Consider the following 15,571-nt stretch of genomic DNA (forward strand, 5'->3'; position numbering starts at 1 on the left):
GCATCACCTGCTGGAGCTTCTCCCCATGACCGCTGAAATCCTCGTCCCCGTTTCCTTCGGCGAGCTGCTGGACAAGATCTCGATCCTGCAGATCAAGTCCGAGCGCATCAGCGACGAGGGCAAGCTGGCCAACGTGCGCAAGGAACTGTCGGCGCTGGAGCAGACCTGGATGGCACACCCGGCAGCGGTGAAGGACATCGCCAAGCTGCGCGCCGAGCTGAAGGCGGTCAACGAACAGCTGTGGGACATCGAGGACGACATCCGCCTGAAGGAGAAGGCGCAGGCCTTCGACCAGGGATTCATCGACCTGGCGCGCAGCGTCTACCTGCGCAACGATGAGCGCGCGCGGATCAAGAAGGCGATCAACCTGGCGCTGGGTTCGGCGTACGTGGAAGAGAAGTCCTATCAGGACTACGCGCAGCGCGGGTGAGGTGGAACCGCCGGGCGTGGCCCGGCGCTACCGATGATCCGTCGACTCAGGTGAGGTGGTCCGTCACGTATCGTTCGAATGCGGCGATGCCGTCTTCAACGGTGATCAGTTCCATCACATCGTCGAACTCGATCTTGGTGCCCCACTTCAGGTCGGCGGCCTGCTTTGCCAGGTACTTGCGCGCGGCATCGTCGTAGCGGTCCACGCAGTAGCGACGGTCCGAATACGGGCCGCTGCGGTTCGGGTTGCTGGCTGCGTGCAGGCCCAGCACCTTGGTACCCATCGCGTTGGCGATGTGCATCGGGCCCGAGTCCGGGGTCATCACCAGGGTGGCGCGGGCGAGCAGGGCGGGCAGCTGCTTGAGCGTATCCTTGCCGACCAGGTCCAGTGCCGGCGTGTGCAGTTGCGCCTGGATGGCATCGGCCATGCGGCGCTCCAGTTCGCTGCGGCCACCGCACAGCACCACCTTCCAACCGCGCTGTGCGGCATGGTTGGCCACGGCTGCATAGCGGTCCGCATACCAGTTGCGGCGCACGTGGCTGGAGCATGGTGAGATCATCAGTACCGGGCGGCCATCGTCCTGCCACTGCGCCGCAGCCCACGCGTACGCGGACGGCGGCACGGCCAGGTCCCAACTGACCCCGGTCTGGCGCAGGCCCAGCGGCTCGCAGAAGCTGCCGATCGCATCCAGTACGTGGATGCCCGGGCGGTCGGGAATGCGTTCGTTGATGAAGAGCCCGTGCAGGTCCTTGGAGCGGCTGCGGTCGTAGCCGATGCGGCGATCGGCCGGAATGAAGGCCGACAGCAGGTTGGCGCGGAATGCGACCTGCATCTGCAGCAACGCTTCAAATCGCCCCGGTGGCAGCTGCTTGCGCAGTTCCTTGACGCCGGCCATGCCGCTCTTCTTGTCGTAGGCGTGGAAGGTGACGCCCGGCAGGCCATCGAGCAGCTTGTGGCCGGCCTTGTCGATGATCCAATGGATCGGCGTATCCGGGCGCGCGGCCTGCAGGGTGCGCACCAGGGGCACGACATGGGTGACATCGCCGAGTGCGGACAGGCGCAGGAGGCACAAGGATGAGGACGCTGATGCCATGTGTTGTTAGACTCAATGAAATGGTCGCATTCGACGCCAATGAAGCGCTGACGCCATGCCGCGAGGGTCGCGGCATCGGGGCCATTCTGTTCGACCGCGAGCGGCTGCGGCAAGCCGAGATCGGCCTGTTCTCGCCCCAGCACTGGGGCAGCAAGGCCCGGCCGGTGGGCGAGGGCGGCCGTGGCAGCGCCTGGTTCATCGATGCGCCGTTCGGCGCCAGCGTGCTGCGCCACTACCTGCGCGGCGGCCTGGCAGCGAAGATCAGCCACGACCAGTACCTCTGGCGCGGGTCGGACCGGACCCGGAGCTTTGCCGAGTTCCGCCTGATGCGTGCCCTGCGCGAAAAGAAGCTGCCCGTGCCCCGGCCGATCGCCGCGTTCTACATGCGCGAGGGCCTGCGCTACCGGGCTGCGATCCTGATGGAGCGGATCGAGGGCGTGCGCTCGCTGGCCGACCGTGCACTGGTGGCCGGCCGCGGCGCGCCGTGGGAGGAGACCGGTCGGCTGATCGCCCGCTTCCATCGTGCCGGGCTGGACCATGCCGACCTCAACGCGCACAACATCCTGTTCGATGGCAACGGCCACGGCTGGTTGATCGACTTCGACCGTGGCGTCATCCGTATTCCGGCCACCGCCTGGCGTGAACGCAATCTCAAGCGCCTGCTGCGCTCGCTGATCAAGCTGCGCGGTGAACGCAGCGTGGAAGACGTGCAGAAGGACTACGCGCGGCTGCGCCGCGCCTATGACATGGCCTGGAACCGGGGCACCTGATGGACTGGTCGTTGCGTTTCCTCGGCGTCGGCAATGCGTCGGCGGTCGAGCTGGGTTCGCCGATGTCGGTGATCGAACGCGATGGCCGGCCCTGGCTGACCATCGATTGTGGCGGCGAAGGCCTGACCGCCTTCAAGGCGCACTACGGGCACATGCCGCAGGCGCTGTTCGTCACCCATGTGCATCTGGACCACGTGGCCGGCTTCGAGCGGCTGTTCGTCGATACCTTCTTCAGTGCGCAGCGGCGTGGCAAGGTGCGCCTGTACGTGCCGGCCACGGTGGTGCCGCTGCTGCACAAGCGCATCGGCGACTATCCGAACGTGCTGGCCGAGGGCGGCGCCAACTTCTGGGATGCCTTCCAGCTGATCGTGGTGGGTGATGCGTTCTGGCACGAAGGCATGCGCCTGGAAGTCTTCCCGGTGCGCCACCACTGGCCGGAGACGGCCTACGGCCTGCGCCTGCAGGGCGCGCTGACCTGGAGTGGTGATACCCGGCCGGTTCCGGAGATGCTGGCCCGCTTCGCCAACGGCAACGAACTGATCGCCCACGACTGCGGCCTGCACGGCAACCCGTCGCATACCGGCGTGGACGATCTGGAACGTGAGTACAGTGCCGAGCTGCAGGCGCGGATGATGCTCTACCACTACGCCAGCGTGGCTGACGGTGCGGCGCTGGCCGCGCGCGGCCACCGGGTGGCGCAGCCGGGGCAGTGCGTGCCGCTGGCCAGCCCGACGGCGCCGCACGTGCTGGCGCAGGACCCGCCGTGACGGACGTGGGCCAGCCTGCGGATGCAGGGTTGGCCGCCGAACTGGAACAGCTGGAACGCGCACTGCACACCCCGCAGGTGCGCGGTGACCGTGCGCGTCTTGCGGCGCTGCTGGATGAGGATTTCAGCGAGATCGGCAGTTCCGGTCGGTGTTACGGCCGTGCAGCTGCGCTGGCGGAGATCCCGCTGGAGCGGGCGCAGGTGCAGATCGAATCGGAGCAGTACGCGGTCTCGCTGCTGACGCAGGACCTGGCCCAGGTGCGTTATCGCAGCCGCTATCACCTCGATGGCCAGCCACAGGGCTGGGTGCTGCGCAGCTCGCTGTGGCGCCGGCACGCGCAGGGGTGGCGGGTGGTGTTCCACCAGGGAACGCCGCAGGCACGGTAGCGCCGGGCCATGCCGGGCGAAGCATGTGAAGCCAGGGTCAGATCCCTCTGCCATGCAAAGGGATCTGACCCCAGTGCAGAAAAGGCGATGGCCCCGCCGGCTGACCTCGGCGCCCGCGTCGATCGATACCGTTGCTGCCTTCCGGCCCTGGCGGGGTTTTCGACCTAGCGTCGCGAGGGGCCGACGGGGCCACCATAGAGACGTTGGCCGCCCCGAGGGCGGCCAGTTCACGGATCAGAGGAAGCAGCGCGCGACGCGCCAGAGACCACAGCCGGACTGCACATCGGTTGTCCGAGGGCAGACGCGCATTCTAGCGCAGGGAGGGCCGCCGATGCCAGCTTCACGCACTGAATCGCCTGTAACCCGTTCCCGGCTGGGGCGGCCCGGCATTGCTCCCGTTGCTAGAATGCCGGCCAGGAGGAACGGCCTCCCCCACATCGGGAATCAAAGACCAGGACGGCCTGGCCCTGCCAAGAGGAGGGCCGTCATGGCCTGGATCTATCTGTTGTTTGCCGGCCTGCTGGAAATCGTCTGGGCCGTGTCCATGAAGCAGTCCGAAGGCTTCACCCGTCTCACCCCCACCGTGGTCACGATCATCGGCATGATCGCCAGCTTCTGGTTGCTGGCCGTGGCCATGCGCAGCCTGCCGCTGGGCACGGCCTATACGATCTGGACCGGCATCGGCGCGGTCGGTGCGTTCGTGGTCGGCATTGTGTTCCTGGGCGAGCAGGTCAGCCCGATGCGGATCGGCGCAGCGGCGTTGATCGTTTCCGGCCTGGTACTCATGAAACTCTCGAGCACCTGAATGCATTTACTTGTGGCGGGGAATGGAATCCCCGTCATCTGTAGGTATATGCATTTTCGGCAAAACCATTTTGTCCGTCGGATTTATTTGACGTGCGTCATGAAAATAGCGCGCGTGATTCACGTCGCACTGGCACCGCCGGCCGCACAGTGCCGCCATTCGTAGGGCGAAACCGGGGAGTTTTCACTCCTATGGATACGTTGGCGTGTGGATACGTTGGCGTGCCTTTCCAGGCTGCGCTCGCGTGAAGGTGTGAAGATTTTCAGAAGTTAATGCAGCCAGGCCTTGTTCCCGTTCCGGGAGCCGGGAAGGGACGCATCGTCTTCAAAAAAAAACCTGCCCGCAGTGCCATCCGGTCTTTTCATGGAGATTTGCCGATGAACCGCATTTACCGTCTGGTTTTCAATCGCGCCCTCGGCGTAATGCAGGTTGCTTCGGAGGTCGCCCAGAATCCCGGCGGAAGCGCGGTCAGCGCAGGGCGGGTGCCGCGATTGCGGGCTCACCAGCTGGCGGCGGCGTTGGCCGCCACACTGGCCAGCGGATCGGCATTCGCAGCGTGCACGGGCACCACGACCGTAAACTGCGACAGCACCACCAACATCAACAACTACTCCAACGCGACCAACGGCCTCACGCTGAACATCGCTGCGGGTGCGTTGCTGCGTACACCGCCGATCGTAGGTGGAGGCAACGCAGCAACGCTGACCGGCGACAACGTGACGGTCAACAACAATGGCACGATCGATCCGAGCTCGATCGTCCTCGCCTCGCCTGGCCTTGTCATCGGCAATGGCTCTGCCAACAACAGCGCGATTGTCGTCAACAACAACGCCAGCGGACAGATCAAGGGTGTCGTCAACATCGCAACGCTGCTGGGCTTCGGTGGACAGGCGCTGGTGGCACAGAATGTCAACGGCACCACCACCATCAACAACGCCGGCCTGATCAGCACGTCGTTGATCGGCGCAGGCAGCGTTTCCGACGCGACCACGGTGGTGACCTACGGTGGTGCGGCAGCCAATGTGACCAACACCGGCACCATCGACGGGCGTGTCGGCCTGGGCGCTTCTGGCGGCAATACGTTCCTCAACGCGGGGGCGGTCAGTGGCAGCGTTCACCTGGGTGATTCAACCGGCGGCAATACCTTCACCGCAGTGTCGGGTTCCAGCGTTGTGACCGGTGGCGGCAGCGCTCTTGGCGGCGTGATTACCGGTGTTACCGGGGTGAAGGTTGCGGCTGCGGGATCGGTCGACGCCGGTACCGGCGGTGGTGCGGCCAACAACACGCTGGTGTTGCAGAACGTCGTCAGCGGTCCGGGGTCCGGCACCGGTGGAGCGGTGACCACGCTGGGCTGGAACCAGTACCTCAACTTCCAGAAGCTCACCGTCAACAGCGGCACCTGGAACCTGCAGGGTGCGTGGGCGGGGGCTGGTACGACCACGCTCAATGATGGCCTGGTCAATTTCAACAATGCCGGTTCCTTCGGCACAGGGCTGTTCACCGCCAATGGCGGTGCCATCGCATCCTCCACGGCCGGTCTGAATCTGGCCAATGCGTTCAACCTCGGCGGCAATCTATCGCTGGCCGGAACCAATGCGTTCGGTTTGAATGGCGTGCTGTCAGGTGCTGGCAGACTAACGGTCAACAACACCGGCATTGTTACTCTCGGTGGCGCAAACCTGTTCTCCGGTGGCGTCAACCTCAATGCCGGCGGCCTGGTGCTGGGCAATGCCGGTGCGCTCGGTAGCGGCAACCTGACCGTCGGTGGCAGCGCCTCGCTGGATACGACGGCCAATTTCGCCCTGGCCAACAACCTGGTGATCAACGCCGGTGGCTCGTTGAACCTGCTGGGCAACAACCCGTTGTCATTGAACGGCGCGATTTCCGGTGCCGGCAACCTGGTCAAGAATGGAGCCAGCACCCTTACCTTGAACGGTGCCAATTCGCTGACCGGCAACTTCAGCCTTGCCGGTGGCTCGCTCGCGCTTGGCGCGGGCGGCAGCCTGTCACCCACGGGTGCGGTGACCCTGGGCGTCGGCACCACGCTGGACCTGACGGCAGCGGCCAACCAGACCATCGGCTCGCTGGCCGGCCTTGGCGGCGCAGTCAATCTGGGCAGCCACACGCTGACCTTGGGCGGGCTGGGCAGCACCAGCTACAGCGGCACCTTCGGCGCCGGCACAGGTGGCCTGATCAAGCTGGGTACGGGCGTGCAGACGCTGTCCGGTGTCAACAACCTCAGCGGCGGCGTTGCACTCAACGCCGGTGGACTGCTGCTGGGCAACGCGGCAGCGTTGGGCAGCGGCGCCCTGTCCGTCGGCGGCAATGCCACGCTGGACGGCACGACCGGGTTGGCGTTGACCAATGCCGTCAACCTCGGTGCCGGGGCCAGCCTGAATCTGCTGGGCAACCAGGCGCTCACCTTCAACGGCGTGATCGGTGGCGATGGGGGCCTGATCAAGAATGGCGGGGCAAGCCTGACGCTCAATAGTGCCAATACGTTCGGAGGCGGGCTGGCGTTCAATGCAGGCAGCCTGCTGCTGGGCAATGGCAGCGCGCTGGGAACCGGGGCCTTGAACGTCGGCGGAGCCGTGACCCTCGATGGCAGCTCGGCGTTGAGTGTGGGCAACAACATCAATCTAGGCGCTGGTGGCTCGCTCGACATTCTGGGAGGCAGCGCGCTGACGCTGGGCGGTGTCATCGGCGGCGCTGGCAGCCTGGTGAAGAATGGCGCCGCAACGCTGACCCTGACCGGTGCCAACACCTACACCGGCGGCACCACCATCAATGCAGGAACACTGGCGATCGGTGCCGGTGGCAGTCTTGCTGCCGGCGGCGGCGTCAATCTCGGTGGCATCGGTGCCACGTTCGACATCTCCGCGGCGGGCAACCAGACCGTGGGTGCACTCACCGGCGTGCTCGGCACGACCGTGGCGCTGGGCGCCAACACGCTCACCTTTGGTGATGCCACCAACCAGACGCTGGCCAGCGTCATCACCGGCACCGGTGGCCTGGTCAAGCAAGGGGCCGGCACGCAGACGTTGTCCGGCGCCAACCTCTTCAGCGGGGGCCTGAACCTGGCAGCGGGTGGGCTGCTGCTGGGCAACAACGGCGCCCTTGGCACCGGTGCGCTGACGGTCAGCGGCAACGGATCGCTCGATGGCACTGCGGCGTTGAATCTGACCAATGCGGTGAACCTGACCGGTTCGCTGAACCTGCTGGGCGGGCAGAACGTGACCTTGGGCGGCGTGGTCGCCGGCACCGGCAACCTTGTCAAGAATGGTGCGTCGCTGCTGACGTTGAACGGCAACAACACGTTCAGTGGTGGCCTCACGCTCAACGCTGGCAGCCTGCTGCTGGGCAGCAGCGCCTCGCTGGGCAGTGGTGCACTGAACGTCAATGGTTCGGCGACCCTGGATGGAGCGACGGCGCTCAATCTGAGCAACACCATCGCGCTGGGTGCTGGCGCCGCACTGACGCTGCCGGGCACGCAGGCCATCACCCTCGGCGGCGTGGTATCGGGCGCGGGCAGCCTGACCAAGAACGGCGCCAGCACGCTGACGCTCAACGGTGCCAACACCTTCACTGGCGGCCTCGCGCTCAACGGCGGTGGCCTGCTGCTGGGCAATGCCGGTGCACTCGGCACGGGCGCCTTGAATGTTGGGGCAAACGCGACGCTGGACAGCAGTGTGGCGCTCAACCTGGGCAATGCGGTGAACCTGGGCGCAGGCACTGTACTGAACCTGCTTGGCACCGAGAACGTAACCCTGGGCGGTGTCATCGCCGGTACCGGTGAGCTGGTCAAGAACGGCGGCTCGACGTTGACGTTGAATGGCGCCAATACCTTCTCCGGTGGTGTCGGCCTCAACGCCGGCCTGCTGCAGTTGGGCAATGCGAGCGCGCTCGGTACCGGGGCGCTGAACGTCGGTGGCAGTGCCTCGCTGGATACCAGTGCGGCACTGACCGTGGGCAACAGCATCGGCCTCGCCGCGGGTGCCAGCCTGACAGTGCTGGGCAGCAACGACCTGACACTGAGCGGGCCGGTGTTCGGCGTCGGCGGGTTGATCAAGGACGGCGCGGCACGGTTGACCCTGGCCGGTGCCAATCTCTACGCCGGTGGCACCACCATCAACAACGGCACGCTGGCGTTGGGCACAGGCGGCAGCCTCGCCGCTGGCGGTGATGTCACCCTTGGCAATGTCGGCGCAGGCTTCGATATCTCCGGCGCCAGCGGCAACCAGACCATTGCCGCGCTGAATGGTGTCACCGGAACCGCGCTGACGCTGGGCGGCAATTCGCTGACCTTCGGCACCAATGCCAACGCCACCTTCGATGGCGTGATCAGCGGCACGGGTGGGGTGGTCAAGACCGGTACCGGCATCCAGACGCTGTCCGGTGCCAACACCTTCAGTGGTGGCCTGGCACTCAATGCCGGCGGCCTGCAGCTGGGCAACGCCGATGCGCTGGGGACCGGCGCGCTCGGCATCGGTGGCACGGTCAGCCTCGACAGCACAGTGGCATTGAACCTCGCCAATGCGGTGAACTTCGGTGCCGGCACCCAGCTCACCCTGGGCGGGACCAGTGACGTTGCATTCGGCGGCGTGCTGAGCGGCAACGGCAGCCTGATCAAGAACGGCCCTGGTCTGCTGACGCTCAACAACACCAACACGTTCGGTGGCGGCCTGACCTTGAACGGCGGCAGCCTGGTGGTGGGCGCCAACGGTGCGCTGGGTACCGGCACGCTGGCGGTGAACAACAGTGCCTCGCTGGATGCCGGCGCCGCGGTGACGCTGGGCAACGCAGTGAACCTTGGCTCGGGCGTGGCACTGACCGTGCCGGGCAGCAACGCGCTGACCCTGGGCGGCATCGTGTCCGGCAATGGCAGCCTGATCAAGAACGGCGCCGCCACGCTGACACTGGACGGTGCCAACACCTACAGCGGTGGTACCACCATCAATGCCGGTACGTTGGCGCTGGGTGCGGGCGGCAGCCTGGCCGCCGCAGGCGACGTCACGCTCGGCAATGCCGGTGCCGGCTTCGACATCTCTGGTGCAACGAGCAACCAGACCATTGGTGCGCTCAACGGTGTGGCCGGAACCACGCTGACGCTGGGTGGCAATTCGCTGACCTTCGGCACCGCGGCCAATGGCGCCTTCGATGGCGTGATCGGCGGGGGCGGTGGCCTGGTGAAGGTCGGTGCCGGGGTGCAGACCCTGTCCGGTGCCAACACCTTCGGTGGCGGCGTGACGCTCAATGCCGGCGGCCTGGTGCTGGGCAATGATGCGGCGCTGGGGACCGGCGCACTCACCGTTGGCGGCGCGGCCACGCTGGATACCACTGCACTGGCGACGCTGGCCAACAACGTTGTGCTCAATGCCGGGCTGACCGTGCTGGGCACCAACGCACTCACCCTCAACGGTGTGCTCTCCGGTACCGGCAGCCTGACAAAGAACGGTGGCGCAACGCTGACCTTGAACGGCATCAACACCTACACCGGTGGTACCAACGTCAACGCCGGTACGCTGGCGCTCGGCGCCGGGGCCAGCCTGGCCGCAAGCGGTACCGTCAATCTCGCCACCGGCGCCACGCTGGACCTGTCGGCCGGCAACGGCACGCAGGTGTTTGGCACGCTGGTTGGCAATGGTACGGTCAACCTCGGTGCCAACAACATCGAAGTGGGCAGCGCTGCCAATGGCACCTTCAGTGGCTCGATCGCCGGCACCGGTGGACTGACCAAGGTCGGCAGCGGTATCGAGACACTGACCGGCACCAACACCTACACCGGCGGCACCACCATCAACGCCGGCACGCTGGCGATCGGCCTCGGCGGCAGCCTGTCCCCGACCGGTGCGGTGAACGTGGCCGCGGCCGGTGCGGGCTTCGACATCTCCGCTTCCGGTGCCAACCAGACCATCGGTTCGCTGTCCGGCGTTACCGGTTCCCTGGTCAGCCTCGGCGCCAACTCGCTGATCCTCGGCGGCGCCGACAGCAGCACCTTCAACGGTGCGATTTCCGGCACCGGTGGGCTGGTCAAGAACGGCGTGGGCATCCTCACCCTGGGTGGCGCCAACCTGTTCAGTGGTGACCTGGCCTTGAACGGCGGCGGCCTGGTGGTTGGCAACAACAGCGCGCTGGGTACGGGGGCGCTGGACGTGGGCGCCGACGCGACGCTGGACAGCAGCCTGGCAGTGACCCTTGGCAACGCCATCAACCTCTCTTCCGGCAACAACCTCACCCTGCTCGGCAGCAATGCGCTGACCCTGGGGGGCGTCATCAGCGGTGCCGGTGGCCTGGTGAAGGACGGCGCGGCCACGGTGACCCTGACCGGCGCCAACACCTATTCCGGTGGCACCACCATCAACAACGGCACGCTGGCCATTGGTGCCGGAGGCAGCCTGGCATCCACCGGTGCGGTGAATCTGGCCGGTGCCGGCACGCTGGACATCTCCGGCGGCGGCAGCCAGAGCATCGGTTCGCTGGCCGGCGTGGCCGGAAGCACAGTGGCGCTGGGCGGCAATACGCTGACCCTCGGCGGCGTCGCTGACAGCACCTACAACGGCGTGATCAACGGCAGCGGCGGCCTGGTCAAGAACGGCGCCGGCGTGCAGACGCTGAACGGTGCCAACACCTTCAGCGGTGGCGTCACGCTCAACGCCGGTGGCCTGGTGGTCGGCAACAATGCCGCGCTCGGTACCGGTACGGTGACGGTCGGCGGCGCTGCGACGCTCGATTCGAATACTGCGGTCATCCTTGCCAACAACTTCGTCCTCAACAACGCGTTGACCGTGCTGGGCAGCAACAATCTCACCCTCAATGGCAGCCTGAGCGGCACCGGCAGTCTGACCAAGGAGGGGGCAGCCACGCTGACCTTGAACGGCACCAACACCTACACCGGCGGAACCAACATCAACGCAGGTACGTTGGCACTGGGCGCGGGCGCGAGCCTGCACGCCAATGGCATCGTCAACCTGGCTGCCGGCGCGACCTTCGATCTGTCGGCCGGTGCCGGTACGCAGCAGTTCGGCACACTGATCGGCAACGGCACGGTGAACCTGGGCGCGAACACGCTGACGATCGGTGATGCCACCAACGGCACCTTCGGCGGTTCGTTGGCGGGTACCGGCGGACTGATCAAGGAAGGCACCGGCACCCAGACCCTGACCGGTACCAACACCTTCACCGGCGGCACCACCATCAACGCCGGCACGCTGGCGATCGGTCTCGGCGGCAGCCTGTCCCCGGCCGGCGCAGTCACCCTCGCCAACGCGGGCACCAGCTTCGACATCAGTGCCGGTGGCAACCAGAGCATCGGCTCGCTGGCGGGCGTGACGGGCTCGAACGTGTCCCTGGGCGGCAACACGCTGACCCTCGGTGGCGTCGGCAACAGCGTGTTCAATGGCAGCATCGGCGGCACCGGTGGCCTGATCAAGGACGGAGCTGGCGTGCAGACGCTGGGTGGTGCCAACACGTTCACTGGTGGTGTCACCCTCAATGCGGGCGGGCTGGTGGTCGGCAACAATGCCGCGCTCGGCACGGGGGCGTTGACCGTGGCCGGCAACGGCTCGCTGGATGCCAATGCGGCGGTGACCCTGGCCAACGACGTTGCGCTGGGCGCCGGCGCGACGCTGGATGTGCTGGGCAGCAACGACCTGACCCTGGGCGGTGCGGTTTCCGGCGCGGGCGGCCTGACCAAGGATGGCGCGGCCACCCTGACCCTGACCGGCGCCAGCAGCTACACCGGCACTACCACCATCAACAGCGGCACGCTGGCGGTGGGCGCGGGCGGCAGCCTGTCCGGTGCCAGCACGGTGAACCTGGCCGGCACCGGTACGCTGGACATCAGCGCCGGCGGCAACCAGAGCATCGGTGGGTTGGCCGGTGTTGCTGGCAGCACGGTGGCGCTGGGCGGTGCAACGCTGACCACCGGCGGCAACAACGCCAGCACCACGTTTGCCGGCGTCCTCGGTGGTACCGGCGGCTTGGTGCAGAGCGGCGCCGGCACGCTGACCCTGAGTGGCGACAACACCTACACCGGTGGCACCACCATCAACGGTGGCAGCACGCTGCAGATCGGCAACGGCGGCAGCACCGGCTCGGTGCTGGGTGACATCACCAACAACGGCAGCCTGGTCTACAACCTCGGCAGCACGGCAACGGTGGGTGGCGTGGTCAGCGGCAGCGGTGGCCTGACCCAAGCCGGCAGCGGCACGCTGGTGCTGACCGGCAACAACACCTACACCGGCGGTACCACCATCAATGCCGGTGGCACGCTGCAGGTGGGCAATGGCGGCGCGACCGGTGCGATCGTCGGTGACATCACCAACAACGGCGCACTGGTCTCCAACGTGGCCGGCAGCACCTCGCTGGACGGCACCATCAGCGGCAGCGGCAGCCTGACCCAGGCCGGCGCCGGTACGCTGACCCTGACCGGTAACAACACCTACACCGGTGGTACCACCATCAATGCCGGTGGCACGCTGCAGGTGGGCAATGGCGGTGCGACCGGTGCGATCACCGGCAACGTCGCCAACAACGGCAGCCTGGTGTTCGACGTGGCCGGCAACACCACGGTCGTTGGTGCCATCAGTGGCACCGGCGCGCTGACCCAGGCCGGTGCCGGTGTGCTGACCCTGGTCGGCAGCAACACCTACACCGGCGGCACCACCATCAACAGTGGCGGCACGCTGCAGGTGGGCAATGGCGGCGCCACCGGTTCGATTGCCGGTGACATCACCAACAATGGCGCGCTGATCTCCAACGTGGCCGGCAACACGCAGCTGGGCGGCACCATCAGTGGCAGCGGTGGCCTGACCCAGGCTGGCAGCGGCACGCTGGTGCTGACCGGCAGCAATACCTACAGCGGCGGTACCACCATCAATGCCGGTGGCACGCTGCAGCTGGGCAATGGCGGTGCGACCGGTTCGATCGTCGGCGACATCACCAACAACGGTGCGCTGGCGTCCAACGTGGCGGGCAACACCACGCTGGGGGGCACCATCAGCGGCAGCGGCGGCCTGACCCAGGCCGGCAGTGGCACGCTGACCCTGACCGGCAACAACACCTACACCGGCGGCACGACCATCAATACAGGTGGCACCCTGCAGGTCGGCAACGGTGGCGCGACCGGCGCGATTGCCGGCAACGTCAGCAACAACGGCAGCCTGGTGTTCAACGTCGGCGGCAACACCACCGTCGGCGGCACCATCAGCGGCAGCGGTGGCCTGACCCAGGCCGGCAGCGGCACGCTGATCCTGGGCGGCAACAACATCTATACCGGTGGCACCACCATCAACACCGGTGGCACGCTGCAGGTTGGCAACGGCGGCGCCAGTGGATCGATTGCCGGCAACGTCAGCAACAACGGCAGCCTGGTGTTCAACGTCGGTGGCAACACCACGGTCGGCGGCACCATCAGCGGCAGTGGCGGCCTGACCCAGGCGGGTACCGGCACCGTCACCCTGACCGGCAACAACACCTACACCGGCGGCACCATCATCAATGCCGGCGGTACCGTGCAGGTCGGCAACGGCGGCGCCAGCGGCTCGATCACCGGCAACATCACCAACAACGGTGGCCTGATCATCAACACCGGCGGTACCACCACCCTGGGCGGCACCATCAGCGGCGGCGGCAGCATCGTGCAGGCCGGTCCGGGTGGCCTGAACCTGGGCGGCAACAGCGGTGGCTTCAGTGGCACCGGCCAGGTCACCGGCGGCGGCCTGAATGTCACCGGGAACATCGGTGGCCAGTGGACCATCGGCAGCGGCACCACGCTGTCCGGCACCGGCACCATCGGTGGTAGCGGCGGCGGTGTAACGATATCCAGCGGCGGCGTGCTGTCGCCGGGCAACGGGCCGGGCAACGGCAGTGGTGCGGGCAACGGCACCGGTACGATCACCGTGGGCGGCAACCTGACCCTGTCGCCGGGCAGCACGCTGGGCATCGACCTGGGCGCCACCGGCAGCGATACCGTGCAGGTCGGTGGCGGCGCGACGGTGGGCGGCAGCACGGTGCAGGTGAACACCATTTCGCCCAGCACCAGCTACCAGCAGGGCCAGCAGTACACGGTGGTCAACGCGGCCGGTGGGGTGAGCGGGCAGTTCGCTTCCGCCACTTCGCCGTCGGCGTTCCTGACCATCACCCCGGTCTACACCGCCAACACCGCCAACCTGAAGATCGACGTGGCGCAGACCGCGGCGTTCACTTCGGTGGCCAACAGCCGCAACCAGTACAACACCGCGGCCGCGCTGGACAGCCTGCCGCAGAGTGGTCCGGCGCTGGGCCTGTACAACACGGTGCTGATCTATGACGCGGCCACCGCGCGCAGCGCGTTCGACCAGTTGTCCGGTGAAGTGCATGCAGCCAGCCGTGCAGTGCTGCTGTACGACAACTACCTGGAAGAGGGCATCCGCCAGCGCCTGGGCAGTGAGCTGCCGACCGTGCGTGGCGAGCGCGCTTCGGCCTGGCTGGCCGGCAGCGGCAAGGTGTTCAAGCAGGATGGCGATGGCAATGGCGATGAGATCCGCGCCAACCGCAATGCACTGATGGCCGGTGTGGACTGGCAGCTGGGCGAGCATGTGGTGCTGGGCGCAGCCGCCGGCAACGAACGCCTGGATACGCGCCTGTACGATCGCAGCTCGCGGGCCCGCCTGCGTGGCAACACCTTCGGCCTGTATGCACAGGGCGAGTGGAACAACGGCTTCGCGGTCGGTGGCAGCGTGTCGCGCGGCGACTACCGCACGCGCACCACGCGTGAGGTGCCGCTTTTGGGCCAGACCCTGTACAGCCGCCAGGATTCGGACGTGACCATCGCCCAGGTGGAAGGCAGCTGGACCTGGACCCACGGCCGGACCCAGCTGCAGCCGTACGTGCAGTTCACCAGGCACTGGGTCGACAGCGATCGCGCGGAGGAGCAGGGTGGTAACGCCGCGCTGGTGCTGGAAGGCGGTAAGGACACGCTCAATGTCAGTACCGTGGGCGTGCGCGGCCGCTGGGACGTGGGCAGTGGCGAGCGCTTCCCGGCGCAGCTGACAGTCGGCCTGGGGTGGCAGCACGCGTCGGGTGATACCGATGTGGCCAGCCGCAACCGCTTCGCCGTCGGTGGCAACGCGTTCGACGTCTACAGTGCGGTGATGGCACGCAATGCACTGGTCAGCCAGGTGGGCGTGGCGGTCGGGCTGGGTCGCAACAGCCAGCTGTCGATGTTCGTGCAGGGCCAGCACGGCGATGGTCGCCGCGATGTCGGCGGGCAGATCAACCTGCGCGTGGGCTTCTGAGGGGAGTAGGGCAGCAAGGGATCCACGCGCGACGTGGATCCGGG

General features: G+C 66.9%; 7 protein-coding genes and 1 other RNA gene. 6 read left to right on the forward strand and 2 right to left on the reverse strand.

Features of this window, described 5'->3' with window-relative positions:
* The first annotated feature begins 25 nt into the window (after window positions 1-25).
* Window positions 26-430: a DUF6165 family protein gene (locus QP512_RS04360; RefSeq protein ID WP_164082466.1), complete on the forward strand. Its 405-nt coding sequence runs from the start codon at window positions 26-28 to the stop codon at window positions 428-430.
* Window positions 431-476: 46 nt separating this feature from the next.
* Here QP512_RS04360 and QP512_RS04365 read toward each other — a convergent pair whose 3' ends face one another.
* Window positions 477-1,523, reverse strand: coding sequence for a glycosyltransferase family 9 protein (locus tag QP512_RS04365; protein ID WP_286071087.1), 1,047 nt, complete (start codon window positions 1,521-1,523; stop codon window positions 477-479).
* Between the two features lie 20 nt (window positions 1,524-1,543).
* Between QP512_RS04365 and QP512_RS04370 the strand changes: the two genes are divergently transcribed.
* From QP512_RS04370 to QP512_RS04380, 3 genes are read left to right on the forward strand one after another with little or no spacing between them, the layout of a single operon-like run.
* A complete protein-coding gene (locus QP512_RS04370) occupies window positions 1,544-2,293 on the forward strand; it encodes a 3-deoxy-D-manno-octulosonic acid kinase (RefSeq protein ID WP_286071088.1) in 750 nt (249 codons plus the stop codon).
* Window positions 2,293-3,060 carry an MBL fold metallo-hydrolase gene (locus QP512_RS04375; RefSeq protein ID WP_286071089.1) on the forward strand — a complete coding sequence of 256 codons (768 nt, stop codon included), beginning with the start codon at window positions 2,293-2,295 and terminating at the stop codon, window positions 3,058-3,060. The genes QP512_RS04370 and QP512_RS04375 overlap by 1 nt, the downstream gene beginning before the upstream one ends.
* Window positions 3,057-3,446, forward strand: coding sequence for a nuclear transport factor 2 family protein (locus tag QP512_RS04380; protein WP_286071090.1), 390 nt, complete (start codon window positions 3,057-3,059; stop codon window positions 3,444-3,446). Before QP512_RS04375 ends, QP512_RS04380 begins: the two co-directional genes overlap by 4 nt.
* A 90-nt stretch (window positions 3,447-3,536) precedes the next feature.
* Here QP512_RS04380 and ffs read toward each other — a convergent pair.
* Window positions 3,537-3,633: signal recognition particle sRNA small type (gene ffs / locus QP512_RS04385), an RNA gene on the reverse strand.
* Between the two features lie 300 nt (window positions 3,634-3,933).
* Between ffs and sugE the strand changes: the two genes are divergently transcribed.
* Window positions 3,934-4,251, forward strand: a complete 318-nt coding sequence (gene sugE, locus QP512_RS04390; RefSeq protein WP_286071091.1) for a quaternary ammonium compound efflux SMR transporter SugE — start codon at window positions 3,934-3,936, stop codon at window positions 4,249-4,251.
* Window positions 4,252-4,628: 377 nt separating this feature from the next.
* Window positions 4,629-15,527 carry an autotransporter-associated beta strand repeat-containing protein gene (locus tag QP512_RS04395; RefSeq protein ID WP_286071092.1) on the forward strand — a complete coding sequence of 3,633 codons (10,899 nt, stop codon included), beginning with the start codon at window positions 4,629-4,631 and terminating at the stop codon, window positions 15,525-15,527.
* The last annotated feature ends 44 nt before the right edge of the window (window positions 15,528-15,571 follow it).

Origin of the sequence: Stenotrophomonas sp. 57 (assembly GCF_030291075.1) — a bacterium.
Taxonomy (GTDB): domain Bacteria; phylum Pseudomonadota; class Gammaproteobacteria; order Xanthomonadales; family Xanthomonadaceae; genus Stenotrophomonas.